Here is a 26,477-nt window from a genome sequence, read left to right on the forward strand (position 1 = left end):
CCATGCCGTTACGTCTATTGCGCTTTGCGGCCGCGAAAACCCACCCAGAGCCGCGGATGTTTCGACCACCAGAGCGCCTGCAGAATCACTACGATGTTGTCATCATCGGTGCTGGGGGACATGGGCTGGCCGCTGCTTACTACCTGGCGCGCGATTATGGCATCCACAAGGTTTGTGTGTTGGAGAAAGGCTACATTGGCGGTGGCAATACGGGACGCAATACCACGATTGTGCGCTCCAATTACCTCACCCCAGAGGGGGTACAGTTTTACGACGCCTCCATACACTTGTGGGAAGATCTTTCGGAGGAATTCGATCTGAATTTATTTTATTCCACACGCGGTCACTTTACCTTGGCACACAGTGACTCGGCCATGCGCACGATGCGGTGGCGGGCGGAGGTAAACAAGCATTATGGGATTGCCTCGGAGGTGGTGGATGCGGATGTTGTCCATCGTGCCTTGCCCATGATGGACATCAGCTGTGGCGGTCACGCACCAGTGCTCGGAGCCCTGTACCATGCCCCCGGGGCGATCGTTCGGCATGATGCGGTGGCTTGGGGATACGGGCGGGGTGCCGACCTCCGGGGAGTGGAAATTCATCAGAGGACCGCGGTAACCGGGATTCAGGTTAAAGCGGGGAAGGCGGTCGCTGTCGAGACCACAAAGGGTGTCATCCACACCGACTGTGTCTTGTCGGCAGTGGCCGGCTCTAGCCCGGAAATTCTGCAGATGGTTGGTTTGGATTCGCCTCTCTACGTGCATCCCTTGCAGGCGATGGTGAGTGAGCCCACCAAGCCGTGGTTGGATCCGATCATCGTATCCGGAAGTTTACATGTTTATGTCAGCCAATCGGCGCGGGGAGAGCTGGTGATGGGTGCTTCCCTCGACCCTTATGAACTGCATTCCACCCGCTCCACCCTCGATTTTACTGAAGGTCTTGCGGCACACATTCTTGATCTCTTTCCCTTCTTGTCAGAACTCAAGGTGGTTCGACAATGGGCCGGTATGGCAGACATGACGCCCGACTACGCCCCGATCATGGGCAAAACTCCGGTGGAAGGCTTCTATCTGGATGCCGGTTGGGGTACCTGGGGATTCAAGGCAACTCCCATTGCGGGTAAGACGATGGCTGCGACTATCGCGGAAGGTAAGCCGCATCCCTTGATCACAGGGTTTTCTCTAGATCGCTTTCGGGAATTCTCGCTGACCGGCGAGCGCGGCGCCGCTGCTGTTGGGCACTAAAGGAAAAGCTGCATGAAACAACTGCCCTGCCCAATTTGTAGCACCCGAAACCTCTCGGAATTCCTCTACTATGGTGTGCGGCGTGACATGCCCGATCCAAACACCTGCACGGATGCCCAATGGACAGACTACCTCTTCAATCGCGCCGGGTCTGCAGGGGTGAAACAAGAGTGGTGGTGCCATTTGCCGTGCAATACCTGGTTTTTATTGGAACGCGACACACGCACCGATGAGATTCTCGGTCTCGCTGCTTCTGTGGAGGAGCGGAAATGAGCGGTTTTCGGCTACCCCCGGTTGCAGGCGAATGGATTGACCGTAGTCGCCCCCTGCGATTCGTGTTCGAGGGTAAACCCTGCACCGGGTTTTCTGGAGATACGGTGTCCAGTGCCCTCTGGGCGGCAGGCCAACAGGTACTTGGAAGGAGCTTCAAGTATCACCGACCGCGAGGAATCTTGTCGTTTGCGAATCACGACGTAAACGTGTTGCTGCAGAGCGAAGACGATCCCCATCTGCGTGCAGATGTCGTTCCCTTACAGGAGGGAATGCAGCTACGTGCGGTGAACCATCTGGGCAGCTTGGCCCAGGATCCCATGGCGATATTGGATCGGCTGTCTCCTGTTCTGCCCGTGGGTTTCTACTACAAGGCATTTTATCAAAAAAATACCTTTCCTCTTTGGGAAAAGCTGTTTCGTCGGGTCGCGGGATTAGGTGTCGTAGATTTCACGGCCCCGCGGCGTAGCACCCCCAAGGACTATGATTTTTGCGACGTCGCCATCGTAGGTGCGGGTCCATCTGGTTTGGCGGCAGCCTGGGCGGCGGCCGAGCAGGGAGCACAAGTCTTGTTGATCGACGAGAATCCTCGACCGGGCGGCTCAGCGCAGTATCAGCGGGGGGGCTCTCAGGATGATTACAGGGTCCTGCAGGCCTGGCTGCAACGAGTGACGGAACACCCGAATATTCGCCTGCGGATGCAGACGACAGTAGCTGGCTATTATGCCGACCACTGGCTAGCTTTGGTGGACATGGAGCAAATGACGAAACTGCGCGCACGCGCGGTGATCATTGCGACTGGCTGTATCGAGCAGCCAGCCGTTTTCCGGAACAACGACTTGCCTGGGGTAATGTTGGGCTCGGCAGCACAGCGGCTGCTTTATCGCCACGCGGTGGCTGCGGGTAGGGCACCATTGATTTTCGCCGGAAACGACGACGCTTACCGTTTGGCAGAAGATTTGCTGGCTCACGACATCCCTCCCATGGCAATCGTGGATCTGCGTAGCCCAGAGATGGTGAAGGAAGAGATCCAGTGCCGACTGAGAAAGAGGGGAGTCAACTTACTGTACCGATACGCAGTGGTCGAGGCGCTGTCGGGGGTTGGCAAGAATGTGGTCACCGGCGCACGGATCGCTCCTTGGAACAACGGGGAAGTCGATTGGTCGACCAGCCAGGCCATCTCCTGTGACAGCATTCTCGTCAGTGTCGGCTGGGCGCCCGCTGCCAACCTGCTCTACCAGGCAGGGGCACGCATGCGCTACGCCACCCACGTCGAACAATTTGTTCCCGAGGTTTTGCCCGACGGAATCTTTGCCTGCGGCCGCGTAACAGGCGTGTTCACTGCTGCCAACCAATACCTGGATGGACTGCGTGCGGGTGAGGAGGCAGCGGCATTTCTTGGTCACGGCACGGTATCTAGGCAAAGCACGCCCGCAGAAACCCATTCCCCCACCGTTCCCTGGCCAATCGTGGAACACCCCGAGGGCAAGAATTTCGTCGATTTCGACGAGGATATTCAGCTGAAAGACTACATAAACGCCGCTCAGGAGGGATTCGACAACATTGAGCTGATGAAGCGATTCACCACCAATGGCATGGGACCCAGCCAAGGAAAGCATTCCAACATGAATGCGCTGCGAATCCTCGGACGCCTGCAAGGGATGTCGCCTGAGGCCGTGGGAACCACCACGGCGCGGCCGTTTTATCACCCCGTTCCCCTCTCCATTCTTGCTGGACGCGGTTTTCACCCCTATCGCCACACGGCACTACATGCGGCGCATCTGGCTACCGGCGGACAGATGCTGCGTATGGGCGAATGGGTACGTCCCGAGTTTTATCGTGAAGACAAGCAACAAGATCGCCTGTCGTGTATCTGGTCGGAGGTGCTAAGCGTCCGCAATGGGGTAGGACTGATCGATGTCAGCACCTTGGGCAAAATCGAGATCCACGGTCCGCAAGCGGCAGAATTCTTGGAGAGAGTGTATATCTCCCGCTACGCCAAGCTCAAAATCGGGCTGACGCGCTACGGCGTCATGTGTGACGAGCAGGGTGTGGTGATTGATGATGGCGTAGTCGGTCGTCTGGCGCCGGATCATTTCTATGTCACAACCACTTCTTCCGGAGCCAGCACGGTTTATCGGGACTGGAGTCGCTGGAATACCTGGTGGGGTTTGGACTGCACCTCCGTCAACCTGACCGGCACCTTTGCGGCAATGAATCTTGCTGGCCCAAAGTCGCGGGAGGTTTTGGAGCAGATCACCAATTTGGATTTGCGCAGCGAATCCTTTCCCTATCTCGGGATTCGGGAAGGTACGATAGCTGGCGCACCGGCGCGTGTGTTGCGCGTCGGTTTTGTGGGGGAGTGGGGATACGAGATCCACGTACCGGCCAGCTATGCAGAAGGCGTATGGAATGCCCTACTCAGCGCTGGAGCATCCGCGGGAATACGACCCTTCGGGGTCGAGGCGCAACGGATTATGCGCCTGGAGAAGGGCCACATTCTCCTGGGTCAGGATAGCGACGGTCTCACCCATCCCTACGAATTGGGCCTGGATTGGGCAGTCAAAATGGACAAAACATTTTTTATCGGGCAGCGCAGTTTGCAGATTTTGCAGCGTCACCCGAAGCAGCGTCGTCTCTGTGGGTTCCGCTTGCGCAGGGAGTACGAACAAACCCCGCCCCTCGAAAATCATCTCGTGATTGCCGAAGACCATATAGTGGGCCGGGTGACGAGCATCGCTTTCAGCCCGACGCTCGATGCTTACATCGGTCTGGCCCTGGTAGAACGGGACTTCGTCACCAACAGCAAGCTATTGCCCATCCGCTTGAGCAACGGTGAATTGGTGTATGCCGATATTGTCGATCTTCCGTTTTATGATCCCGAGCAACGCCGACAGCAGGAGGCATCCAACAAATGACCATGCCCGAGCGACAAACCTTCCTGCACAATTGGTCGACACCACTCCTGCGCGTGGTCGATCGTTCCCGTCAGCCGCGTTGGGGTTGCAAGGGCCCAGCGGCGGCCTCTTGGCTGCAGGGCCAAGGCATCCCGATCCCACCTGGCTCAAACAGCTGGATCCGGGATGGGGCATGGGCGGTATACCGATTGGGGCGTAGCGAATTTCTATTAGAAGCAGAGGAATTCTGCATCCAATCTCTACGCCAGAGTATCCGACAAGACAGCGTATATCCCGTCTGGCACGATGGTGCGGCGCTGCTTCTGGAAGGTCGAGGCGTGCCCAGTCTGTTGCGCCAAATCTGCAGTGTTGATTTTACCGCCCTCGCCCTCGATACGCGACCGGTGGTTCTCACCAGCATGATGGGGGTATCGGTCATTGCCGTACCAGAGGCCGATCTACAAAAGATATCCCTTTGGTTCGATGGCAGTTACAGCCATTATTTTCAAGAAATGCTCGAGAAGATCGTGCCCGATCTTTCCCTATCGGATTTCCATGTACTGCGGGGGTTGTGATGATGACACTGGAAGAAGCAGAGGTCTTTCTGAGAGAGAACGACATTCAGTATGTCTTGGCGCAGTTTGTGGATATCCATGGTGCCGCAAAAACCAAATCGGTACCGGTGAAACATTTTGCGAGCATTCTCCAAGAAGGTGCGGGATTTGCCGGCTTTGCCGTCTGGGGGTTGGGTATAGAACCCCACGGCCCAGATTTCATGGCGGTGGGGGATCTCGCCACGCTGTCTCTGGTGCCGTGGCAACCGGGGTATGCGCGAATCGTATGTGATGGCCATGTGCGAGCTGAGCCTTGGCCATATGATACGCGGGTCACTTTAAAAAAGCAGATACAGCGCTTGAATGAGCGCGGGTGGACGCTGTTCACTGGCCTGGAACCAGAATTTTCGTTACTCCAACGGGATAGCCAGGGAGAGATCCAGCCCTGCGATGCCAGCGACACGCTCTCCAAGCCCTGTTATGACTACAAGGGGCTCTCCCGCTCGCGCGTGTTCTTAGAAAAATTGGTAAGCAGTCTGCTTGCGAGTGACATTGACGTGTACCAGATTGATCATGAGGATGCGAACGGCCAGTTCGAGGTGAACTACACCTACAGTGATTGCTTGCGCTCCTGTGATCAGTTCATTTTCTTCAAGATGGCCGCTGCGGAAATTGCCAGTGATATGGGCCTGATCTGCTCCTTCATGCCCAAACCATTTGCCAATCGCCCGGGCAACGGCATGCATATGCACCTCTCCATTGGGGATGCGCATGGCACGAATCTGTTTGCCGATAGCAATGACACGCAAGGCTTGGGACTCTCCACACTCGCCTATCATTTTCTTGGCGGGCTGCTGGCCCACGCCCCCGCACTTGCAGCCATTTGTGCGCCCACGGTGAACTCGTACAAACGACTCGTCGTCGGTCGTTCCCTGACGGGAGCCACTTGGGCCCCCGCGTACATCAGCTATGGCGACAACAATCGCTCCTCCATGATTCGTATCCCGGGAGGACGCCTGGAACTGCGTTTGCCCGATGGTTCTAGCAATCCATACCTTGCCACCGCTGCCGTCATCGCCGCAGGTTTGGATGGGGTAGATCGCAAGCTCAGCCCTGGGGCACCCATCAACGCAAATTTGTATGACTGGTCCAGCGACGCACTGAAAGAGGCAGGGGTTGAAATTCTCCCCCAGAATCTGCACGAAGCCATACGAGCGTTGGAGGCGGATGAGCTGCTGCGGGGTGCCCTCGGCCCCGTGGTAGGGGAATTTTTACGCCTCAAACAGATGGAGTGGGTAGAGTACATGCGCCACGTCTCGGATTGGGAATTGCGAAGCTATTTGGAGTTTTTTTAGGCAGCTCTCGCATCGGATCGGGAAACGGCAGAGGAGAACGCGTCATGTGTGGGATCATCGGCTTGCTGATCAAAAAAGAGGCACTACGCCCCCAGCTCGGGGCGTGGATGCAGCCTATGCTGCTCGGGATGACAGAGCGGGGACCCGACTCCGCAGGATTGGCAGCATTTTCTGATGACCCGCCCACCGGGCAGTACAAACTGAGTTTGTATGCTGAAACCCGAGCTGGCGATCCATGGCCAATGTTTCGTCACCGTCTCGAAGAGTTTTTGCAACATCCGGTAGAACTGGATACGCGCGCGAACCATGCGATTTTGCTCGCCGAGATCGATCCGAACGCGATCAAAAAATGGCTGCGTAACACCGCTCCGGATATCCATCTCCTCGCCATCGGTCGTCACATGACCGTATACAAGGATGTCGGGCGTCCCACCGAGGTATCCTCCCGCTACGCACTGGAAAGCCTGCAAGGAAGTCATCTGGTGGGGCATACGCGAATGGCCACTGAATCGGCAGTGACGCCAGAGCGTGCGCATCCATTCACCGCGGGAACGGACTTCTGCTTGGTGCACAACGGCTCCTTGTCTAACCCCTATAGTGTTCGCCGCAAATTGGAAGCGGAAGGAATCGAGTTTGCGACAGATAACGACACCGAGGCCGCTTGTCGTTTTTTGGAATGGCGTCTGCGCGAGGGAGACAGCCTCGAAGACGCGATAGAACAGAGTTTCTCGGCGCTTGATGGTTTTTTTACTTTTTTGATGGGCACGGCAGAGCAGTTGGCGTTGGTGCGGGACCCCTTCGCATGTAAACCGGCAGTGGTTGCGGAAACGAGTGATTACGTCGCCATCGCCTCGGAGTTCCATGCCTTGGCACATTTACCAGGGATCCAGCACGCACATATTTTCGAACCCGCCCCGGAGGAGATATACGTATGGAACGTCTAACATTCGACCTACATGCCAGCTCCGTCCGGGAGATCAATCAGTTCTTGCACCAAGCGGTTCCAGAGCCTGGCGCCGATCTCGTCACCATCGAACATCCGGACGGTGCCCATAACCTTGCAGTAGGCCTAAATGCGCCCTGGCAAGTGCGCATTGGCGGCCACGTTGGCTACTATGCCGCCGGTATGAATCAAGAAGCGACGATAACGATTGCCGGAAACGCCGGCACTGGCCTCGCAGAAAACATGATGAGTGGACGGGTGCACGTGCGTGGCTTCGCTTCCAATTCCGCGGGCGCTTCGGCGCACGGTGGCTTGCTCGTTATCGATGGTGACGCGGGACTCCGTTGCGGTATCTCCTTGAAGGGGGCAGACATCGTCGTCGGGGGCTCCGTCGGCAGTTTCAGCGCATTCATGGCACAAGCGGGCCGCATGGTCATTTGTGGAAATGCCGGTGACGCTCTCGGCGACTCCCTCTATGAGGCGGTGATCTACCTCCGCGGAAAAGTGGCATCTTTGGGTGCCGATGCGCAGGAAGAGAAAATGCAGGAGGCTGATTATGAGGCCGTGGAAACCTTGCTCCGTGCAGCAGGTAGCGACTACCGTCATCATGACCCACGACAATTCCGGCGCATAGCCTCTGCCCGCAAATTGTATCATTGGAATGCCGATGCTCGGCACAGTTACTGAGGAGAAGTCATCATGCCGCCCATTGATCCAGCAATTCCTCCACAAGAAATGTCTGCAAGTTATGACCCCGCCATCCTCAGTTACATTCAACGCGCGGCGGCTGACGGGCTCTATGAAATCCGTGGGCTAGGTGCCAAACGCAAGATACCCCACTTCGACGACTTATTACTCCTGGGTGCTTCCATGTCCCGATACCCTCTCGAGGGGTACCGGGAGAAATGTGCAACGCAGACCATTCTTGGGACACGCTACGCCAAAAAACCGATCATGCTCGATATGCCCATAACCATTGCGGGGATGAGTTTTGGCGCGCTTTCGGCCTCGGTCAAAGAAGCCCTGGGCCGAGCCGCTTCCGCCCTCGGCACGTCAACAACGACGGGTGATGGGGGCATGACGGAGGAAGAGCGTGCAACGTCCAAGATCCTCGTGTATCAATGTTTGCCTTCTCGTTATGGCTTTTGTCCCGATGATCTGCGCCGCGCCGACGCCATCGAGGTGGTGATTGGCCAGGGCGCCAAACCTGGCGGCGGTGGAATGTTGTTGGGGCAAAAGATCAATCCACGGGTTGCCGCTATGCGCACCCTTCCTGCGGGAATCGATCAGCGCTCGGCGTGTCGCCATCCCGACTGGACTGGCCCCGATGACCTGACGATCAAGATTCAGGAACTGCGCGAGATTACCGACTGGGAAAAGCCCATTTACGTGAAGATCGGCGCCTCTCGTACCTACCATGATGTGAAATTGGCAGTGCACGCAGGCGCCGATGTGATTGTGCTCGATGGAATGCAAGGAGGCACCGCGGCAACCCAGCAGGTTTTCATTGAGCACGTCGGCATCCCCACCCTAGCTGCCTTGCGCCAAGCCGTGCAAGCGCTCGAAGAAATGAAGATGAAAGACACCGTACAACTGGTCATTTCCGGAGGGATCCGCACGGGGGCCGATGTCGCCAAAGCGCTGGCCATGGGCGCGGATGCCGTGTCCATCGGGCAAGGCGTGCTCATGGCCATGGGCTGCAATGCATCAACATGGACGACACCATCGGGGGAGCCTGTTGACGCAACAGGTGACTACCAAACCCTGGGGGCAAGCCCAGGGACTTGCCATCATTGTCATACGGGCCACTGCCCCGTAGGAATCACCACCCAGGACGATGTGCTGGAAAAGCGGCTATCACCGAGTTGGGCCGCGCATCGGGTCCAAAATTATCTGCAGACACTGAACATGGAGCTGACCACTCTCGCTCGCGCATGCGGAAAAAACAATGTGCATCACCTGGAACGGGAGGACCTTGTAGCTCTCACCGTAGAAGCAGCGGCTATGGCCGGAGTCCCCCTTGCGGGTACGGATTGGGTGCCCGGTTCAAGCACTGGCCGCTAACCAAATTAGTGCGAAAAAGAGATTATGCACCATCGCGATGCGAACGATGCTCGCTAATGAAACACTCTCCAGTTGAACAGCCCACAATGATCGTGTTTCTCAACTTTTTTTCATGGCATGATAATTGCTGTTGAAAGGCCGGAGGCGTGCGTACCAAGGCAACATGGAATGACCCCACGCCTGGGATTGCTGCCGATCCTTTCTGTACGCGATCATTTTTTGGAGGTATTCAGAAATGTCAGTCGAGGCTTATGAAGCAGTTGGCTTAAAATCATCCAATCTAGGATTTCCCGAAGCTATTGGCCAGTCCCTGGCAAATATTTCCCCAACACTCACTCCCGCATTAAATATCGTAGCGGTAGTATCTTTGGCCGGATTGGGTAGCTGGTTCGTCTATGGTTTGGCAGCATTGGCGCTCCTTTTTGTTGGATTGAACATCGCTACGTTGGCGAGCCGGTTTTCTGCAGCGGGATCATTCTTCGTATTCATCTCCAGGGCACTTGGCCCGGTCACTGGCGGCATGGCTGGTTTTGCGTTGGTGGCTGCGTATATCTTTTGCGCAATGGCGGTAGTGGCGGGCACTGAAATTTTTGTAAAGACAACGCTATTATCCATCGGAATTGCGCTTTCCAACTGGATCATTTACATTATTGTTGGTGGAGCCGCGGGATATCTCTGCTATAAGGACATCAAATTTTCTTCGCGCTTGAGCGTCGGTATCGAGTTCGTCTCCGTAAGCATCATCTCGATACTCCTGGTAGTCGCTTGTGCAAACCACCCAGATATCCTTTTGGACGCGAGCCAGTTAACGCTGAAGGGGACGACGACTCACGGGATGATGGAAGCCAGTGTGCTCGCAATTTTTTCCTTTGTCGGCTTTGAGAGTGCAGTTACATTAGGGAAAGAGACAAAATCGCCATTGACAACCATTCCACGTGCGGTCATTACCTCGATGTTGGTGGCGGGCTCTTTCTTTATGTTCGTGGGTTACACCATGATTATCGCGTATGCGAACAATGCGTCAGCACTTGCCAACGACGCGTCGCCCCTGAAAACCTTGGCAGCCAGCGTCGGTGGTGGTGGAAAACTAACCTTTCTACTCTACGCGTTGGCATCGGCAAGCGCCTTCGCATGTGTCATCGCGAGTATCAACGCCGGGGCACGCCTGCTGTTTTCCATGGGCCGTTACCAGTTCATACATCGATCCATGGGCATGGTTCATGCCAAACATCAAACACCGCACATGGCAATCCTCATCGCTGGTGGATTGGCTGCGATTGTGCCGATACTGATGGTTTCTCAGGGTGCCATGAATACTTACGACATCACGGGCACCCTGTCTACTTTTGGGTTCATAACCGCGTATATCATGATTAGTATTGCTGCACCTGCCTACCTGGCTAAGCAAGGCAAGTTGAAGACGAAGAACATCGTATTCTCGGTTTTGGGGATTATCTCGATGAGTGGTGCATTCTTCGGTGCGATATATCCCGTACCGCCGTATCCGTATAACATTTTGCCATACCTGTACCTGGCGTACTTGATTCTTGGTCTCGCTTGGCTATTCAAGATCAAGAAGAGTGCTCCCACCGTATTACAAAAGATGAGCGAGGACCTTGAGTCACAGTCTTCCTACGTATTTCAGAGAAAATAGATATTGCACTATCTCCCCACCAAAAGTGCAACTATGAATGACTACAACCCCGATCATATCGGGGTTTTGTAGTTCGATTAGTCAAAAAGGAAAGGTTACAATGCCTCGTACCTACAAGGAGTTATTGGAGATTAGAGAACATGACGGTGATCTGTTCTACCGCGTATTTCTATATTCCGATTGCGCTCCCTATAGAAACCCCAATGAGGACTACATTGCATTTGGCCTAGGGGGTAAAACGCAACGCGTAAACCGCGGTAACATTCTGGTTCTCGCGGACGGTATGAGCGGCGGCAAAGCCGGCCGTGTTGCTGCCGAGTTAGTAGCACGACAGTTGATACAGGGTTATCAGGAGCTTCCTGGGACCTACTCCATTGAGCATGCGTTATCGCAGAGTTTGGCTGCGTCTAACCGATCCCTGCATTGGTTTTCGCGACATGATCAAACCTTGGAGGGCATGGCCGCCGTGTTTTGTGCGGTGGTGATTCGAGGTTGGGAATGCTATGTCTGTTTTGCTGGTGACGTGCGTTGTTATCTCTGGCGGCGGCAAAAATTGCAGCTAGTAACCACCGACCATGCACTTAAAGTGTTGTCTGGCACCATTATCACACGTGCGGTCGGATTTGACGATTCTATACAAGCCGAATTCTTTCAGATTGATATCGAAGAGAACGATGTAATTCTTGTCGTCTCAGATGGGTGTCACAACTACTTATCAATGCAGGAGCTTAGAGAAACACTGCTATCGACCGATTCCATTGCAAAAGTTGGGGAACTTGTAAATGATCTAGCGAGATTTCATGGCTCCAGAGATGATGCTTCCATCGGCATAATAGAAATTGTAAGTTTGCCGAAAAAGTCGTTGACATTTTTTGAAGATGTGGTTATGTCGTTGCCGATCGGCCGCTTGCCTGCAGTTGGAGCAGTGATAGATGGCTATTGTTTACTTGAGATCATTCATGACGGATACTATAGCGTTTTATTTCGTGCAAAAGACGAGCGAAATGGTAACGCTGAAAGAGTCCTCAAGTTTCCTAAGGCGCGAGCGCAAAATGACGAAAATGTCCGGCGATCATTTGCTAAAGAAGATTGGGTATCGTCGATTGTCGACAGTCCATGGTTGGCACGGTCTGCGCATGATGGCAGAAGTCGAAGCCAAGTGTACACTGTTTCGCCATATTATCAAGGATACACCCTGGCCGAAAGGATAAAAAAAGAAACCGTTAGGTTCTCTGATGCTATTGATATCATTCGCAAAATTAGTCGCGCCCTGTATGAGTTACATCGCCTAAATATCGTACACCGTGATATAAAACCAGAAAATATTATGCTGCTGCATGATGGTGGTGTCATTCTTCTCGATTATGGTTTCGCACGTGTTCCCGGTGCCTTGGACCCGGCACCTACAGAAGTGCCTGGGACCCTCGCCTATATGGCGCCAGAGTTGGTCAACGGCGGGCTGGGTGATAGTCGCTCAGATGTTTATGCTCTCGGGGTGACATTCTACCAAATATTTTCTGGCAACACGGCACCATTTGGATTCCAAGGCTACAAAAGCATACGAAAGCAACACCCAGAGTACCCAGCTTGGGTGGATTCGGTTTTAAAAAAAATGTTAGAACATGATCCGGCCAATCGGTATTCCGACACGTTGGAACTTCTCTATGATATTGACAAGCATGAACGCTCGTTTTCTTCTGGCGAAAAGGCGTTGATCTACGGTAACAGGATATCAGAAATACTCATTCTAAGAATACTGGTTGTTATACTGGTGTTCACGATTTTGGTTATGCAAATGAAAGCTGGCTAAGGAACTGAAAAGGCGAAGCTCGAGTAAACTTTTATGACGAAAGGATTACAAGTGCCCCAAGTTTTTGCGCGCTTGCGTTGCCAAGTAGCAACGCGCTGACGCGCCTCTGTGACGGAGACGACCAGGATGGTGCACTGAGCGCTTCGGAGAGAGCGTATTTTCCATAAAACGCTCGTTCTGGGTTGGAAGGAAGCCCGACTGGGCCGTTCTACGATCGATGCGAGGTTTCTTCGACTATACTCTTAGCATAGTCGCAAGGAGAGCCGAATGCCCCTGCACCATGCCGTCGCCGTTGCCATATTTGCCCTGCTTGCATTGGGCCTCTTGCTCGGGCTACTGATGCTGGCCAGCTACCTCGGCGGTCGGCATCCCAATCACAATAAGGACATCCCTTTTGAAAGCGGCCTCGGTGTCAGCACGGCTACCCATCCCGCCACCCCCGTTCGATTCTACCTGCTCGCAGTTTCCTTTCTGGTCTTCGAGCTCGAGGGCGCCTTTCTCTATGCCTGGGCGGTCGCTTTTCATGGCCTGCCGGCGGCGGCACTGTGGGGCGGGATCGGCTTCTTGGTCATTCTTGCCTTGGGCTGGCTCTACGAATGGGCGATGGGAGGCCTGCGGTGGACATGAAGCGTGGACCATTGGCCTTCTTTGCCGGGCGACTGGATGAGATCATCGCCTGGAGCCGCGCCGGCTCCCTGTGGCCGCTCAACTTTGGTACTTCTTGCTGCTTCATCGAGATGGTGGCGGCGCTTACCCCGCGGCACGACCTGGCACGATTTGGCGCCGAGGTGATCCGTAGCTCGCCACGCCAGGCCGACGTCCTCATCTGCTCCGGTACCGTCTTTGCCAAGATGGCGCCGATGATCGTTGAAATCTATGAGCAGATGCTCGAACCCAAGTGGGTCATTTCCATGGGCTCTTGCTCCAATTCTGGCGGCATGTACGACGTTTACAGCGTGATTCAGGGGCTCGACCAGATTTTGCCGGTGGATGTCTACGTGCCGGGCTGTCCGCCCCGGCCCGAGGCGCTGATGGATGGGCTGCTACTCCTGCAGCGCAAGATACGCCAGCGGCCAGCCCGGGTCCTGGCCAGGGAGGGCTGATGCTACTGGCGGAGATTCTGCAGCGCCGCTTCGCCGCGCATCCTGCCGGCGACGCGCGGGATGAGCTGCCGGATTTCTGGCTGCCGGAAAGCCAGATCCTTGCCGCCTTGGCCTACCTCCGTCAGGAGCGCACACCAGCCATGCGCCTTCTCTTCGACCTGACGGCGAGGGAAGAGGAAACTACGGCGGGAAGCCGACTCTGCCTGGTCTACCACCTGCATAGCCTGCAGCCCGGCGATTGGCTGCGTCTGCGCGTGCCCCTGGCGGGCGAGGAGGCGCCGAGCTGCACGGAAATCTATCCCGCGGCCAACTGGTATGAGCGGGAGGTCTATGACCTCTTTGGCATCCGTTTTCGCGGCCATCCTGATTTGCGCCGCCTTCTTCTCAGCCCCGATTGGGTAGGGCATCCCCTGCGCAAAGCCGAGCCCATCCGTGCCACCGAACGCCCGCCGCTGCGCGTTGAGCGCGGCAGCGTACAGGAGCAGCTCGCCGTTTACAATCCCGAAGATGCTCCTGGTGAAGGCGAGATGCTGCTCAATGTCGGCCCCCACCATCCCGGCACCCATGGCATTCTGCGCTACCGCCTGCGTCTGCGTGGCGAGCGCGTGCTGAGTGTCGATCCCGATATTGGCTACCACCACCGCGGCGTCGAGAAGATTGCCGAAGGACACAGCTACCACAATTTCATCCCGTATACCGATCGCGTCGACTACCTGGGCGGCGTGCTCGGCGAGTGGCCTTACCTGCGTGCCGTCGAGACCCTGGCCGGGATCACGGTGCCGGAGCGGGCCGAGGGGATTCGTACCCTGCTGGCAGAGATCTGCCGCATCGAGTCACATCTGGTCTGGTTGGGCAGTTATGGCAATGATCTCGGCACCATGGGGCCGGCGTTCTATGCCTTCCGCGACCGCTCCCTGCTCCTCGATTTGATCGAAGACTTCACCGGCGGGCGCCTGCATCCGCAGTTCTTTCGCATTGGCGGGGTCGCCGCAGATTTGCCGGAAGACTGGCGCGAGAAGCTGCGGTCAGTGCTCGACCGCGTCGAAACAGGCTTGCGCGATACCCAGTCGCTCAGCATCGACAACGCCATCTTTCGCGCCCGCACCCGCGGCATTGGTAAGGTGGATCCCATCATGGCCGAGCGTTGGGGTGCCACCAGTATCGTCCTGCGCAGCACCGGCACCGCCTGGGATCTGCGCAAGACCGAGCCCTACGGACTCTATCCGCAGTTGCGCTTTGCCGTGCCCACCGCCACCGATGGCGATGCCTGGAGCCGCACTGCCCTGCACTTGGAAGAGATTCACGAAAGTATCGGCATGCTGCGCCAGCTAGTCGAGAGGATGCCGAACGGCCCGGTGCTCGCGCACGACGCCCCCACGGCACTCATGCCCAAGGAACGCACGCTGCAAGACATCGAGACCCTGATCCACCACTTCGAGCAAATGGCGGCGGAATTCGGTCCGCCGGCGGGGGTGGCCTTGGGCCTGGGGGAATCGGCACGGGGTATGCTCGGCTATTTCGTCTGCAGCGATGGCGGTCCGCGCCCGCAGCGCCTGCGCGTGCGCACCGGATCTTTCCCACACGTACAGATGATCACCGAGCTCGGGCAGGGCCTCGCCATCCCCGACTTCATCGCCAGCATTGGATCCCTGGATTATGTCCTCGCCGACCTCGACCGCTGAGAGCATCCCCGAAGCCCTGCTCGCCCGCCTGCGGCAGGCGGTGGAACATGCGGGCAACCATCCCGAGGCGGCGGTCTGCGACCTGTTGCGCATCCTGCAGGCAGAATACGGCTGGATCGATGACCCCCGCCTGCATCTGGTGGCGAGCCTCTGTGGCATCAGCCCGGTGCGGGTGGAGGAACTTTGCACCTTCTATCCCCTGGTCTTGCGCGAGGATCCCGGACACCACGTGCTGCGCATTTGTGACAGTATCGCCTGTCATCTCGCCGGAGCCCCCAGTTTGTTGCAGATGGCGGCAGAGCGCAGCGGCGTGCCCATCGGCCAGAGCAATGGCCGCTACAGCGTCCTGCCACATGTCTGTCTCGGCCTCTGCGACCGCGCGCCAGCGGCTTTTGTCGATGGCAAGAACACAATCGCGCCCCTCAGCAGTGAGGACCTGCGCCAGGTACTCCGGGACTGGGAGAGCGAGTCATGAACATCCGGCCCCTCAGCGCACTCTTTGACCACGACAATCCCGCCAGTCTCGACGCCTATCGCGCCGTGGGGGGCTACGAAGGACTGGCGAAGGCCCTCACGATGACCCCGGAGGCGCTCGTTGCCCTGGTGGAAAAATCCGGACTACGCGGTTGTGGTGGAGCGGGCTTCCCGACCGGTGTGAAATGGCGCCTGCGCGGCCTTGATGCCCCGGAGCCCCGTTATCTGGTGTGTAACCTGGATGAGACCGAGCCGGGTAGCTTCAAGGATCGCGCCCTGCTCTTTGGTGCCCCGCAGCAGATTCTCGAAGGCATGCTGATCGCCGCCCATGCCCTGGGGGTGCAGGAGGCGGTCATTTTCATCCGGGGCGAATATGCGGCCGGTGCCGAGGTCTTCGCCCGCGCCCTGGCCGCTGCCGAAGCGGCGCGATTGCTGCAGCTGCCAGCGGGCCGCTTGCAACTGGACATCCATCTCTCCCTCGGACGTTACATTTGCGGAGAGGACTCCGCCATCCTCAACGCCATCGAGGGACGTCGCCCCAATCCGCGCAAAAAACCGCCGCACATCTCCCAAAAGGGGCTCTGGCAGCAGCCCACCACCGTCAACAATGCCGAGACCTTTGCCCAGCTCCCGGGAATCCTGCGCGAAGGCGTCGAGGCCTACCAAGGATGGGGCGTCAACGGGGGGTAGGAAGCAAGCTCTACAGCGTCTGTGGGCCGGTGCAGAATCCAGGGGTCTTTGAGCTGCCCATGGGCACGACCCTGCGCGAGATTCTCCACGACCATGCGGGCGGGCCGCTGCCGGGGCGGGAAATTCGCGGCGTACTGCCCGGCGGCGCCTCGACGCCCTTCGTGGAGCCCAAAGATTTCGACACTCCCATGCACTTCGATGCCATGGCCAAGATCGGCTCGCGCCTGGGTACCGGTGGTTGCATCGTCCTTGACGACCAGCATTGTCCCCTCGATTTCCTCATCGCCACGACGCGCTTCTATGCCCGCGAATCCTGCGGTTTTTGCACCCCCTGCCGCGAGGGCCTTCCCTATCTACTATGGTTACTGGAGAGGATCGAAAAAGGAGAAGGCGAAATGCGCGATCTCGAAAAAATCGAAACTCTGGGCAAGGAGATCGCCCCCAACAGCTTCTGCGCCTTAGCCCCGGGCGCCCTCATGCCACTGTTGTCGGGGATGGTGATCTTCCACGACGAGATTGCGGCCCATGTGCAAGCGGGGCACTGCCCCTATGCGGTGCGCCATGGCTGAGGTCTTTTATCTGGATGGCGAGGCGATCCCGTTCATTCCGGGGCAAAATGTCCTCGAGGCCCTCCTCGAACATCGGCAGGAAAGCAGCATCCCCTATTTCTGCTTTCATCCCGCCCTGGGAAGCCTGGGCGCCTGCCGCCAGTGCGGGGTCATGGTCTACCCCCACGACGGCAAACACCCGCCGCGCCTGACCATGGCCTGCCTGCTGCCCGCCAGCCGCGATCTGCAACTGGGGCGGGCAGAAGCCAAAGTACAGCACGAACATCAGCTGATCAGCGAGCTGCTGATGCGCAACCACCCCATGACTGCCCGATCTGCGACGAAGGCGGCCAGTGCCATCTGCAGAACATGACGGTGGCGAGCGGTCACGCCTACCGCGAGTACGAAGCGGAGAAGCGCCGCTACCAGAGTCAGGAACTGGGGCCGCTCATTCGGCAGGAAATGAATCGCTGCATCACCTGCTACCGTTGTGTGCGCTTCTACCAGGATCTGGCAGGAGGAGAAGATTTTGGCGTGTTCGGCTCCCGGGATCGGGTCTTTTTTGGTCGCCTCCAGGATGGTCCGCTGGAAAGCCCGCTCGCCGGCAATCTTGCCGAAGTCTGCCCCACCGGAGTCTTTACCGACAAGGTCTATCACCAGGACTACCTGCGCCCCTGGGATCTGGAGGAAAGCACCGGGATCTGCCCCCATTGCAGCCTCGGCTGCAATACGAGACCCGGCGCCGCCCGCGGGCGCCTGCGGCGTGTTCGCCAGCGGCCCCATGCCGAGATCAATCCGTATTTTCTCTGTGACCGCGGACGCTACGGTTTTCGCTATGTTGCCGCCGAAAATCGACCGCGGCAGGCCCAGGCCGGCGGGCGCAGCCAGGACTTCGATGGCGTCCTCGACCGCCTGGCGGCACGTCTGGCAGAAGGACGTACTGCCTTCCTTGGCTCGCCGCGCGAAGATCTCGACAGCAATCTGGCCCTTTTTGCCTTGGCGCGCGTACTGGATGCGCCTTTTGCCGCATTCTTCGAGCCCTGGGAAGAGGCCAAGGCGCGCGAGATCCTCGCCCTGCCGCGACCACCGGCGCCGGCCAGTATTCCCGGCTATGAGGAGATCCTTGTCATCGGCGCGGTGGAGCGAGTGGCGCCGACCCTGCCCCTGTTTCTGCGCGAGGCGCAGCGACGTGGCGCGGCGATCAGCCTCTTGCGCTGCCTGCCCAGCGCCTTTGCAACGCTGGCCGTCGAGGATCATCTGTTACCCCCGGCGGACCTGCTCGATGCTGCCTGGGACTGGCTCGGCCGACGCCATCATCGGCCCTTCCTGCTGCTCATCGATACGGAATCGGTGGGACCGGAGCTGCTGCACCTGTTGCGCCGGGAAATCGGCACCTGGCCGGATGGCAGCGGCATCCTGCCAGTCTATCGCCAGGCCAACCTTCCGGGCGCGTCCTTTTACGCGGTCGATGGTCACGCCAGCCGTCTGCGTGCCGCCCTTGCCGGGAATGATTGCGACCATCTGCTGGCCCTCGGCCAGGATCCTCAGGAAATGGATCTGCCCTGGTGGCGGCGCCACGGCGACATCGACCTTAGTCTCATCGATCATCGGCACAGTCTCTCTTGGGACGGTGCCTGGCTGACCCTGCCCTGCGCCGCCTTGAGCGAGCGCCCGGGGCTGTACTACAACGGCGAGGGGCGGCTGCAGGCGGCGGCAGCGGCCTACACCCCGGCACGTGAAGAGCGCCGCTGGCGCCCGGAGCTGGGGCCGTTCCCCCTGGCGGCAGGAGGTGCCCTGCGCGAAGAGGTCCTGCCCAGCCCCATGGCGCTGTGCCGTGCGTTGGCCGAGCGCCTCGAGCTTTCCGAGCGCTGGCAGGAGCGCCTGCGCTTCTACCGTGATTTTCTGCTGCGCGCCGCACCCCGGCCCGGGGATCCCGGCGTGTTTCTGCCCGAAGAGTTGCGCGCCCGCTTCCGTCTGCACTCGGCACCTCCGCCCCGCGCCACGGACCAAGGCTGGAGTGTTTGCCGTTTCAGCCATTACGGCGAGGAAGAACTCGCCGACTCCGCCCGCGAGCTGCACAGCCTGGCGCCTGCGCGCGCCGCCTGGATCGCTCCTGGGCAGCAAGATGCTCGACACATTCGCTTACGCGCCGCCGATGGTACGAGTCGGACCCTGCCACTGCGCGCGCTGCCCGGCATGGCGGCGGAGGTCCTCGCCATCCCGCGCGCCGAACTCGTTTTCCTGGGTCTACGCCCGGGGGACGGCGTCGAACCGGAGTGGCTGGACTGATGCTGCTCTTTGCGCAAATCGTCGCCATGCTCGTCACCCTGCTGGTGCTGCTGGGCATCGCCGGTTTTCTCGTCTTTGCCGAACGACGGGTGCTGGGCCTGCTGCAAAATCGCCTGGGCCCCAACCGTCTGGGACCGCTGGGGGTCGGGCAGGCCTTGGCCGACGCCGTGAAACTGCTCTGCAAGGAAGACTTCGTGCCACCCTTTGCCAGCGGCCTTCTCTATCGAGCGGCCCCGATTCTGGTCGCCTTCAGTGCCTTGGCCGGCTTTGCCGTGCTGCCCCTGGCCCCGGGCATTTCCTGGGCCGGGGATTGGGAAATCGGCCTGCTGCTCATCCTGGCCCTGAGCTCCTTGCATGTCTACGGGGTATTTCTCGGCGGCTGGTCGTCCAACAACAAATTTGCCCTCTATGGCGCCATCCGTGCCGTGGCCCAATTGATCAGCTACGAACTACCGCTGGGCCTCGCCCTCCTCGCTCTGGTCTTGCTCGCTGGCAGTCTCGCCCTGCAGGGGCTTGGTGCCGCTGGTCAGCCGGTTCCGCTGATCGTCTATCAGCCGCTTGGCTTTCTGATCTTTTTCATTGCCGGCATTGCCGAGACCCAACGCCTGCCCTTTGATCTCGCCGAGGCGGAGAGTGAGCTCGTCGCTGGTTATCACACCGAGTACGGTGGCATGCGCTTTGGCTATTTCTTCCTGGGAGAATACCTCGGTCTGGTGCTCATCGCCGCCCTGATCAGCCTGCTCTATCTGGGTGCTTGGAGCGGTCCCTGCTTGCCGGGCTGGTTGTGGATGTCGCTCAAGACCGGGGTTGTCATCGGGATTTTCTTCTGGCTGCGCGCCAGCCTCCCGCGTCCGCGTTACGACCAGCTCTTGCACTGGGGCTGGAACGCCCTGCTGCCCCTGTCCATCCTCAATCTGCTGCTGACGGCCATTGCCGCCGCCCTCTGGGGGACGCTATGAGTCTCTGGCGCGGCCTGCTGGCGAGTCTGTGGACGACGCTGCGGCAGCTACGGCGCCGGGACACCTTGGAATACCCGGAGCAGGAGCCCAAACTGGGCGAGCGCTGGCGGGGACGGCCAGTACTGACCCACGATCCCGACGGAGAGGAGCGCTGTGTCGCCTGCGAACTCTGTTCGGCGGTCTGCCCGACCCAGTGCATCGCCCTGGAAGGCGCGGATCGACCCGATGGCCGCCGCTTTGCCCAGAGCTTTCGCATCAATTTCGCGCGTTGTATCTATTGCGGGCTTTGCGAGGAGGCCTGCCCCACCCTGGCGATACAGCTTTCGCCGGAATATGCCTTCGCCAAAACCGAGCGCGGCGATTTCGTCTACCACAAGGAGGCCCTGCTCATCGAGGGCACCGGCAAGCATCCGGAATACCGCTATTACGCGCACGCCGGCGTGCGGACCCAAGCCCTCCCCAAGCCAGTACACTGCGATCCGCGGAGCAACCTGCCATGATCTTTCTGGGATTTTTCTTGCTCGTCGTTTTGGCTGCCTTGCTCTTGGGCGTGCTCTTGTTGCGCGACGCCATGCACGGGGTGATCGCCGTTGCCGCCGCCTTGGGCATCCTCGCCATCCTCTTTTACTTGCTCGGCGCGCCTTTTTTGGCGGCGATGGAGATCCTGCTCTACCTAGGCGCCATTCTGGTGCTCTTCCTCTTTACGCTCATGCTGATCGGGCCCGAAGCCCGCGCCGCCGCGGCGCGCCAGAGCTGGCGCAGTGGCTGGCCCCTGGGCGCGCTGCTTCTGCTGGCCTTCGCCCTGGCGCTGGCGGCCCTGATCTGGCAACAGCAGCCCATCACTGCGGCAGTCCATGCCTTGGGACCGGTCTTGCTCGGGCGTGCCCTCTTCGGTCCTAACCTATGGTGGAGCGAAGCAGTGGCGGTGTTGCTCTTTGTGGTCATCGGCGCGGTACTGGTCCTGCACGCCGGGGAGAAGGAGCATGATTGAGATCGCCCTGGCTGCCGCCGCCCTGCTCTTCTTTGTCGGTCTCACCTTGATCCTGCTGCGCCGCAGCCTGGTCTTCTGGCTGCTTGGGGCAGAGCTGTTGTTCAACGCCGCTCTGCTGGTCGCCCTTGCCGGGGGTGCGCGCTGGCACGCCATCAGCGGTCAGGTGCTGGCTCTCTTCATCATGGCCTTGAGCGGCGCGGCCCTGGCGCCGAGCCTCGCCCTGCTGCTGCGCGTGCGTCGGGAGCTCGGTACCCTCAACGTCGATGGCCTGCGCCTGTTGCGCGAACGGGAGGAGCAGGATGACTGACTGGCTCTTTCTCATCCCTGCTTTCCCCCTCCTGGGTGCTCTGATCAACGCCCTCTTTGGCGAGCAGCTCGGGCCACGTTGGTGTGGACGTTTGGCCACCGCCATGCCCTTTTTCTCTTCCCTGGTGGTACTCGCCATCTGGCTCGGCCCTGGCACCCAACCAGCTTTGCTCGAGCGCCTCTGGACCTGGATGGCGGTGGGGGATTTCCGTGTCGATGTGACCCTACGGGTAGATGACGTGAGCCTGGTGATGATCTCCATCGCCAGTTTCGTCGGTTTTCTGATTCATCTGTTTTCCCAGCAATATCTGCGCGGCGACTACGGCGAGCGACGGTATTACTTCTATCTCAATCTCTTCGTTGCCGGCATGCTCGTCCTGACCATGGCGAACAATCTCTTGCTGCTCTATCTGGGCTGGGAGACCGTGGGTCTGTGCTCCTACGCCTTGATCTCGCATTGGTACCGCGAGGCAGAGAATGCCTGGGCGGGGCGCAAGGCCTTCGTCGTCACCCGCATCGGTGATACCACGCTACTGCTGGGCATCTTTTTGCTCTTTGCCCAGTACCACACCCTGACCATCACTTCCCTCCTGCCTCTGGTCGCGGCGCATCCTGCGCCCGCCCTCCTGCTGGCGGCGAGTATTCTGATCCTGATCGGCGCCTACGCAAAATCGGCGCAGTTCCCGTTCCATATCTGGCTGCCGGATTCCATGGCCGGCCCCAGCACCGTTTCCGCGCTGATTCACGCGGCGACCATGGTGACCGCCGGTGTCTACCTCTGTATTCGCCTGCTGGGGCTCTTTGCTGCCGTCCCTGGCATGCTCGAGGTGATTGCCGTACTCGGCGCCTGGACCGCCTTCTTTGCGGCTTCCTGCGGTTTGGCGCAAGTCGACGTGAAGCGCGTCCTCGCCTACTCCACCATCAGTCAGCTCGGATATATGTTCATGGGCGTGGGCATCGGTGCCCCTAGTCTCGGGCTGTTTCACCTGCTGGTGCATGGTTGCTTCAAAGCCCTCCTGTTCATGGCCTCCGGCGCCATCATCCTGATCTACGCCGATGATCATGACATCCGTCACATGGGCGGGCTCAAATACCGCCAGCCTTTTCTACGCTGGACCTTTCTCGCCGGCATCTTCGCGCTCGCCGCCGTGCCCCTGATTTCCGCCGCCTTCTACAGCAAAGACGCGATCATCAACGCCAGCTTCCTGGTGGCGGGTGGCGGCGTTCCCTACGCCCTGGGCTTGAGCGGCGCGGTATTGACGGCCGGCTACGCCTTCCGTCTGTATTTTTTGGTCTTTGAAGGCAAACCCTCGGAACTGGAAGAACCCTACCAGATGGGCTGGGGAATGAAGATCCCCTTGGCAATCCTGGCGGCGGCAAGCATCGGCATCGGCTGGTTGCAGTTTCCGCCCGGCTGGCCTGGACCCCATCTTTGGGTGCACTGGCTGGCTCCCGAGCTGGGTCTACCGCCGCGTCCGATCGGGCTGGAGGGAGGCTTGTTGACCCTGGTGGGGGCGTTGGCCACCTTCCTGGGTATCGCCCTCGGTTACTGGGCAGCGCGACGTGAGCGCGACGGACGCGGACTCAGCCGCTGGCGTTTTCTGGCCAGCGGGTGGTGGATCGACGGCACCATCCTGCGCGTCGTTCCCGCCCCTTTCTATGCCCTTGCTAGGCTCTTGCGCGGCGGCGTCGAGAACCTGGGCGTGCAGGCACTGGCCCAAGGGGGGTTACGCGACGGCCTGCGCCTGTCGGCTTCTGCCTTGGCCCGTGGGGAAAATGGGCTGGCGAGCCGTTACGCCGTGAGCATGATCGCCGGCCTGCTGCTGCTCCTGCTGCTGATATGGAGCTGGCCGCTATGATCGTCTCGCTGCTGGTCTTGCTACCCTGGGGCATTGCCCTTTGGCTGAGTCTGGCGCAGCGCTCGGCGTTTGCCCTGACGATTGCGGGCGCGCTGGCGGAGATCCTGCTCTGCATTCCCCTGCTGGCAGGCGATCCTTCTGCCGTGACGGCCCTCCATCTTCCCCTCCTCGGCGCCCTGTGGCAGCTGCAGGCCAATCCTTTGGCGGATCTTTTTGCCCTGACGACCGCCCTGCTCCTGCCCGTCGCCCTGGCCGTGCAATGGCGCCATGACGAATATCTGCACCTCGCGCGGATTTTAGCGGTCCTGCAGGGGGCCCTGATGGGCACCTTCTTTGCCAACAATTTCCTCGACTTCTACATTTTTTACGAGATCGTCGCCCTGGCGGCGGCCTGGCTGATTCTGCGTAGCGGCCAGAAAGACCGACGTGCCGCCCTGACATTCTTGTTGTATACGGTGACCGCCTCGCTGTTTTTGTTGCTGGCGGTCCTGCCCATCTATCTCAATCGTGGCCATAGCACCGGGGTCTATGATTTTTCCTGGCTACAGCTGAGTGGCAGCGATCTTTCCGGGCCAATCCAGCTGCTGCTCTTTCTGGGAATGCTGGCCGGGTTAGGGGTCAAACTCCCGCTTTTCCCTCTGCATGGCTGGGCGCGCGGGGCCTATGTGCAAAGCGCCCCCGCCGCTGCCCTCTTTCTTTCCGGGGCGACGGTGCTGGCGGGCGTCTACGGGCTGGTGCACTGGGCCGTGCCCCTGCTGCCGCAGGGGGCGTTACTCTTCAGCCCCGCCGGTATCATCCTGGCGGCCATCGGTACCCTCTACGGCGCCTTTCTCGCCCTCAGCACCAGCGAGCTGCGCGAGACCGTCGCCTATAGCAGTGTCAGCCACATGAACCTCGTTGCCGTCGGGATCTTCGCCCTACAGGAGCAAGCCTGGCGCGGCGCGCTTTTTCTCAGCATCGCCCACGCCATTCTCGCCGCCGGTCTCTTTACGGTGCTGGCCGTGCTCGAGGCGCGGGGCTTGGACAGCAACTGGGAAGGTCTGGGCGGGCTTTTTCGTCGCATGCCGCGCTTCGGTGCCTGGACCCTGCTGTTTTTCCTGATGGCCCTGGGCCTGCCTGGGCTGGGGAACTTCCCCGGCGAGTTTCTGACCCTTTTGGGCAGTTTCCGCGTTCTGCCGGTCTGGGCCGGCATCGCCACCCTGGGCATGATCGTCAATCTGGTGGTCTTCCTGCGCGCCTATGAACGCAGCATGTTGGGACAGATCAATCCACGACTACCGGGGCAGATCGCCGATCTCGGGCGACGGGAATGGTGGATTTTTTTGCTCCTGGGGGTGGCAAGCCTCTATCTCGGCCTGGGGAGCCAAAGCCTGCTAAGCCATTTTGCCCAGCTCCTGCCGGTACACAGCCCATTGCTGATCGGGGGTGCCCATGGTCATTAGCGCAACGCTGTGGGCGCCGATCGCCGTGGCCGTCGCCGCCCTCCTTGCCTTTTTCCTCGACCTGCACCCGCGCCTCGGGCGCCTTGCCCCTTACTGGGGGGCACTGGGCAGCCTTGCTGCCACCGCCCTGGTCCTCCATGGCCGCCTGGATCTCGGACAAGGTTTTTACTGGGACAGCAGCGCGAGCATTCTCGGCACCTATCTGGGTCTAGCCAGTGCCGTGCTCTTTCTGCTCCTCGCCCACCATCCGTTGTTGCAGCGCATGCCCGGGGCCTTTACTGGGCTTTGCCTGAGTGTACTGCTCGGGGCGCTTCTGCTGGTCGGCAGTGATGAACTCCTTGGTCTTTTCCTTGGTCTGGAGTTGCAGGTCCTGCCATTCTTTGCCCTTTTCGTCTGGCCCGGCTCGTCCTCCCGCGCCCTCGAAGCGGCGATGAAATATGCCCTGCTGGCAGCCCTGGCCTCAGCCCTCTTTGCCCTCGGCATCGCCCTGATCTACCTGGGCAATGGTGACCTCGCCCTGAACCCGCCATTGGGACCGATCAACGGCACCTTCGCTGCCCGCCTCGGCTTCATCCTCGTCCTCGCTGCTCTGGGTTTCGAGCTGGCCGTCGCACCCTTTCACGCCTGGGTGGCAGATATCTATGCCGGCGCGCCAACCCCCGCGGTGCTGTACTTGGGCGCGGTGGGCAAGGTCGCCATCATGGGCGTCCTGATCAATCTCGCCGGGGTTTCTGGCACCTGGCTCCTACCTTATCTGGCCTTGGCGGTACTCAGCATCGTCGTCGGCAACCTGCTTGCCTGGCGCACCGGCTCCCTCCGCCGCATGCTGGGGTATTCGGCGGTCTCCCATGCCGGCTATTTCTTCGCCGCCCTCGCCGCCGGTCCCCTGGGCCTGATCATCGCCACCTTCTACGCCCTGGTTTATGGCCTGATGCACATGGGGGTCTTTGGACCCTTGCTCAGTCTGCCCGAGGGCAGCGACGAAATTCCCTGGCGTCATCTGCGCCAGCAAGCGCCACTGGCGGCGGGGTTGCTCGCCGTAAGTCTGCTGTCCCTGGCGGGGATGCCTCCTACCCTGGGCTTTTTTGTGAAGCTTGGCGTCCTGGTCGCCGACATCCACGCCCAGCTCTGGGGCCTTGCCATCGTGCTCATCCTTGGCAGCGCCCTGTCCTTTGCCTATTACCTGCCAAGCCTCTGGCGTCACCCGCAGGAGCAACGCAGTCTGGCCCTTTGGCAGCCTGCCATCCTCCGCATCTATGCGGCTGCCGGGATGCTGCTGCTCGGTCTTGGCTGGCTGCTGATTCCTCTGTTTCTGGGGAGATGAGCGATTGGCAGGACGAGGT

At 59.4% G+C, this 26,477-nt stretch carries 25 protein-coding genes; all 25 read left to right on the forward strand.

The window, feature by feature from the left end; all coding sequences use genetic code 11:
- Positions 1-2: 2 nt before the first annotated feature.
- The 25 genes from ORD17_RS03250 (at position 3) to ORD17_RS03370 (ending at position 26,458) form a co-directional block, all read left to right on the forward strand.
- Positions 3-1,244 carry an FAD-dependent oxidoreductase gene (locus tag ORD17_RS03250; RefSeq protein WP_308389464.1) on the forward strand — a complete coding sequence of 414 codons (1,242 nt, stop codon included), beginning with the start codon at positions 3-5 and terminating at the stop codon, positions 1,242-1,244.
- A 12-nt stretch (positions 1,245-1,256) separates the two neighbouring features.
- Complete coding sequence (locus ORD17_RS03255) at positions 1,257-1,517, forward strand: sarcosine oxidase subunit delta (RefSeq protein ID WP_308389465.1); 261 nt, start codon at positions 1,257-1,259, stop codon at positions 1,515-1,517.
- The gene (locus ORD17_RS03260) at positions 1,514-4,432 is read left to right on the forward strand and encodes an FAD-dependent oxidoreductase (protein WP_308389466.1); all 2,919 of its coding nucleotides are present in this window, start codon (positions 1,514-1,516) and stop codon (positions 4,430-4,432) included. The genes ORD17_RS03255 and ORD17_RS03260 overlap by 4 nt, the downstream gene beginning before the upstream one ends.
- Positions 4,429-4,986, forward strand: a complete 558-nt coding sequence (locus ORD17_RS03265) for a hypothetical protein (RefSeq protein WP_308389467.1) — start codon at positions 4,429-4,431, stop codon at positions 4,984-4,986. Before ORD17_RS03260 ends, ORD17_RS03265 begins: the two co-directional genes overlap by 4 nt.
- Positions 4,986-6,320 carry a type III glutamate--ammonia ligase gene (gene glnT, locus ORD17_RS03270; protein WP_308389468.1) on the forward strand — a complete coding sequence of 445 codons (1,335 nt, stop codon included), beginning with the start codon at positions 4,986-4,988 and terminating at the stop codon, positions 6,318-6,320. The genes ORD17_RS03265 and glnT overlap by 1 nt, the downstream gene beginning before the upstream one ends.
- A gap of 158 nt (positions 6,321-6,478) precedes the next feature.
- Positions 6,479-7,264, forward strand: coding sequence for a class II glutamine amidotransferase (locus ORD17_RS03275; protein WP_308389469.1), 786 nt, complete (start codon positions 6,479-6,481; stop codon positions 7,262-7,264).
- A complete protein-coding gene (locus ORD17_RS03280) occupies positions 7,252-7,950 on the forward strand; it encodes a hypothetical protein (protein ID WP_308389470.1) in 699 nt (232 codons plus the stop codon). The genes ORD17_RS03275 and ORD17_RS03280 overlap by 13 nt, the downstream gene beginning before the upstream one ends.
- A gap of 12 nt (positions 7,951-7,962) precedes the next feature.
- Complete coding sequence (locus ORD17_RS03285; RefSeq protein WP_308389471.1) at positions 7,963-9,327, forward strand: FMN-binding glutamate synthase family protein; 1,365 nt, start codon at positions 7,963-7,965, stop codon at positions 9,325-9,327.
- Positions 9,328-9,562: 235 nt separating this feature from the next.
- The gene (locus ORD17_RS03290) at positions 9,563-10,981 is read left to right on the forward strand and encodes an APC family permease (RefSeq protein WP_308389472.1); all 1,419 of its coding nucleotides are present in this window, start codon (positions 9,563-9,565) and stop codon (positions 10,979-10,981) included.
- Positions 10,982-11,081: 100 nt separating this feature from the next.
- Complete coding sequence (locus ORD17_RS03295; protein ID WP_308389473.1) at positions 11,082-12,791, forward strand: protein kinase; 1,710 nt, start codon at positions 11,082-11,084, stop codon at positions 12,789-12,791.
- A 267-nt stretch (positions 12,792-13,058) separates the two neighbouring features.
- A complete protein-coding gene (locus tag ORD17_RS03300; RefSeq protein ID WP_308389474.1) occupies positions 13,059-13,418 on the forward strand; it encodes an NADH-quinone oxidoreductase subunit A in 360 nt (119 codons plus the stop codon).
- Positions 13,415-13,894 (forward strand): NADH-quinone oxidoreductase subunit B family protein, encoded by a 480-nt coding sequence (locus ORD17_RS03305; protein WP_308390042.1) that lies wholly within the window; start codon positions 13,415-13,417, stop codon positions 13,892-13,894. The genes ORD17_RS03300 and ORD17_RS03305 overlap by 4 nt, the downstream gene beginning before the upstream one ends.
- Positions 13,894-15,576 (forward strand): NADH-quinone oxidoreductase subunit D, encoded by a 1,683-nt coding sequence (locus ORD17_RS03310; protein ID WP_308389475.1) that lies wholly within the window; start codon positions 13,894-13,896, stop codon positions 15,574-15,576. The genes ORD17_RS03305 and ORD17_RS03310 overlap by 1 nt, the downstream gene beginning before the upstream one ends.
- Positions 15,551-16,051, forward strand: a complete 501-nt coding sequence (locus ORD17_RS03315; protein WP_308389476.1) for an NAD(P)H-dependent oxidoreductase subunit E — start codon at positions 15,551-15,553, stop codon at positions 16,049-16,051. Before ORD17_RS03310 ends, ORD17_RS03315 begins: the two co-directional genes overlap by 26 nt.
- Positions 16,048-16,740, forward strand: coding sequence for a hypothetical protein (locus tag ORD17_RS03320; protein ID WP_308389477.1), 693 nt, complete (start codon positions 16,048-16,050; stop codon positions 16,738-16,740). Before ORD17_RS03315 ends, ORD17_RS03320 begins: the two co-directional genes overlap by 4 nt.
- Positions 16,719-17,309 carry an NADH-ubiquinone oxidoreductase-F iron-sulfur binding region domain-containing protein gene (locus tag ORD17_RS03325; RefSeq protein ID WP_308389478.1) on the forward strand — a complete coding sequence of 197 codons (591 nt, stop codon included), beginning with the start codon at positions 16,719-16,721 and terminating at the stop codon, positions 17,307-17,309. The genes ORD17_RS03320 and ORD17_RS03325 overlap by 22 nt, the downstream gene beginning before the upstream one ends.
- On the forward strand, positions 17,302-17,661 hold the full coding sequence (locus tag ORD17_RS03330) for a 2Fe-2S iron-sulfur cluster-binding protein (protein WP_308389479.1): 360 nt from the start codon (positions 17,302-17,304) through the stop codon (positions 17,659-17,661). The genes ORD17_RS03325 and ORD17_RS03330 overlap by 8 nt, the downstream gene beginning before the upstream one ends.
- The gene (locus ORD17_RS03335; RefSeq protein ID WP_308390043.1) at positions 17,622-19,577 is read left to right on the forward strand and encodes an NADH-quinone oxidoreductase subunit G; all 1,956 of its coding nucleotides are present in this window, start codon (positions 17,622-17,624) and stop codon (positions 19,575-19,577) included. The genes ORD17_RS03330 and ORD17_RS03335 overlap by 40 nt, the downstream gene beginning before the upstream one ends.
- Positions 19,565-20,536: an NADH-quinone oxidoreductase subunit NuoH gene (gene nuoH / locus ORD17_RS03340; protein ID WP_308389480.1), complete on the forward strand. Its 972-nt coding sequence runs from the start codon at positions 19,565-19,567 to the stop codon at positions 20,534-20,536. The genes ORD17_RS03335 and nuoH overlap by 13 nt, the downstream gene beginning before the upstream one ends.
- Positions 20,533-21,036, forward strand: a complete 504-nt coding sequence (gene nuoI, locus ORD17_RS03345; protein WP_308389481.1) for an NADH-quinone oxidoreductase subunit NuoI — start codon at positions 20,533-20,535, stop codon at positions 21,034-21,036. Before nuoH ends, nuoI begins: the two co-directional genes overlap by 4 nt.
- Positions 21,033-21,527 carry an NADH-quinone oxidoreductase subunit J gene (locus tag ORD17_RS03350; protein WP_308389482.1) on the forward strand — a complete coding sequence of 165 codons (495 nt, stop codon included), beginning with the start codon at positions 21,033-21,035 and terminating at the stop codon, positions 21,525-21,527. The genes nuoI and ORD17_RS03350 overlap by 4 nt, the downstream gene beginning before the upstream one ends.
- On the forward strand, positions 21,520-21,834 hold the full coding sequence (locus ORD17_RS03355; protein WP_308389483.1) for an NADH-quinone oxidoreductase subunit K: 315 nt from the start codon (positions 21,520-21,522) through the stop codon (positions 21,832-21,834). The genes ORD17_RS03350 and ORD17_RS03355 overlap by 8 nt, the downstream gene beginning before the upstream one ends.
- A complete protein-coding gene (gene nuoL / locus ORD17_RS03360) occupies positions 21,827-23,692 on the forward strand; it encodes an NADH-quinone oxidoreductase subunit L (RefSeq protein WP_308389484.1) in 1,866 nt (621 codons plus the stop codon). Before ORD17_RS03355 ends, nuoL begins: the two co-directional genes overlap by 8 nt.
- Positions 23,689-25,134 (forward strand): NADH-quinone oxidoreductase subunit M, encoded by a 1,446-nt coding sequence (locus ORD17_RS03365; RefSeq protein WP_308389485.1) that lies wholly within the window; start codon positions 23,689-23,691, stop codon positions 25,132-25,134. Before nuoL ends, ORD17_RS03365 begins: the two co-directional genes overlap by 4 nt.
- Positions 25,124-26,458, forward strand: coding sequence for a proton-conducting transporter membrane subunit (locus tag ORD17_RS03370; protein WP_308389486.1), 1,335 nt, complete (start codon positions 25,124-25,126; stop codon positions 26,456-26,458). The genes ORD17_RS03365 and ORD17_RS03370 overlap by 11 nt, the downstream gene beginning before the upstream one ends.
- The last annotated feature ends 19 nt before the right edge of the window (positions 26,459-26,477 follow it).

The sequence above is a fragment of the Acidithiobacillus sp. AMEEHan genome, assembly GCF_030996345.1.
In the GTDB taxonomy this organism is placed as follows: Bacteria; Pseudomonadota; Gammaproteobacteria; order Acidithiobacillales; family Acidithiobacillaceae; genus Igneacidithiobacillus.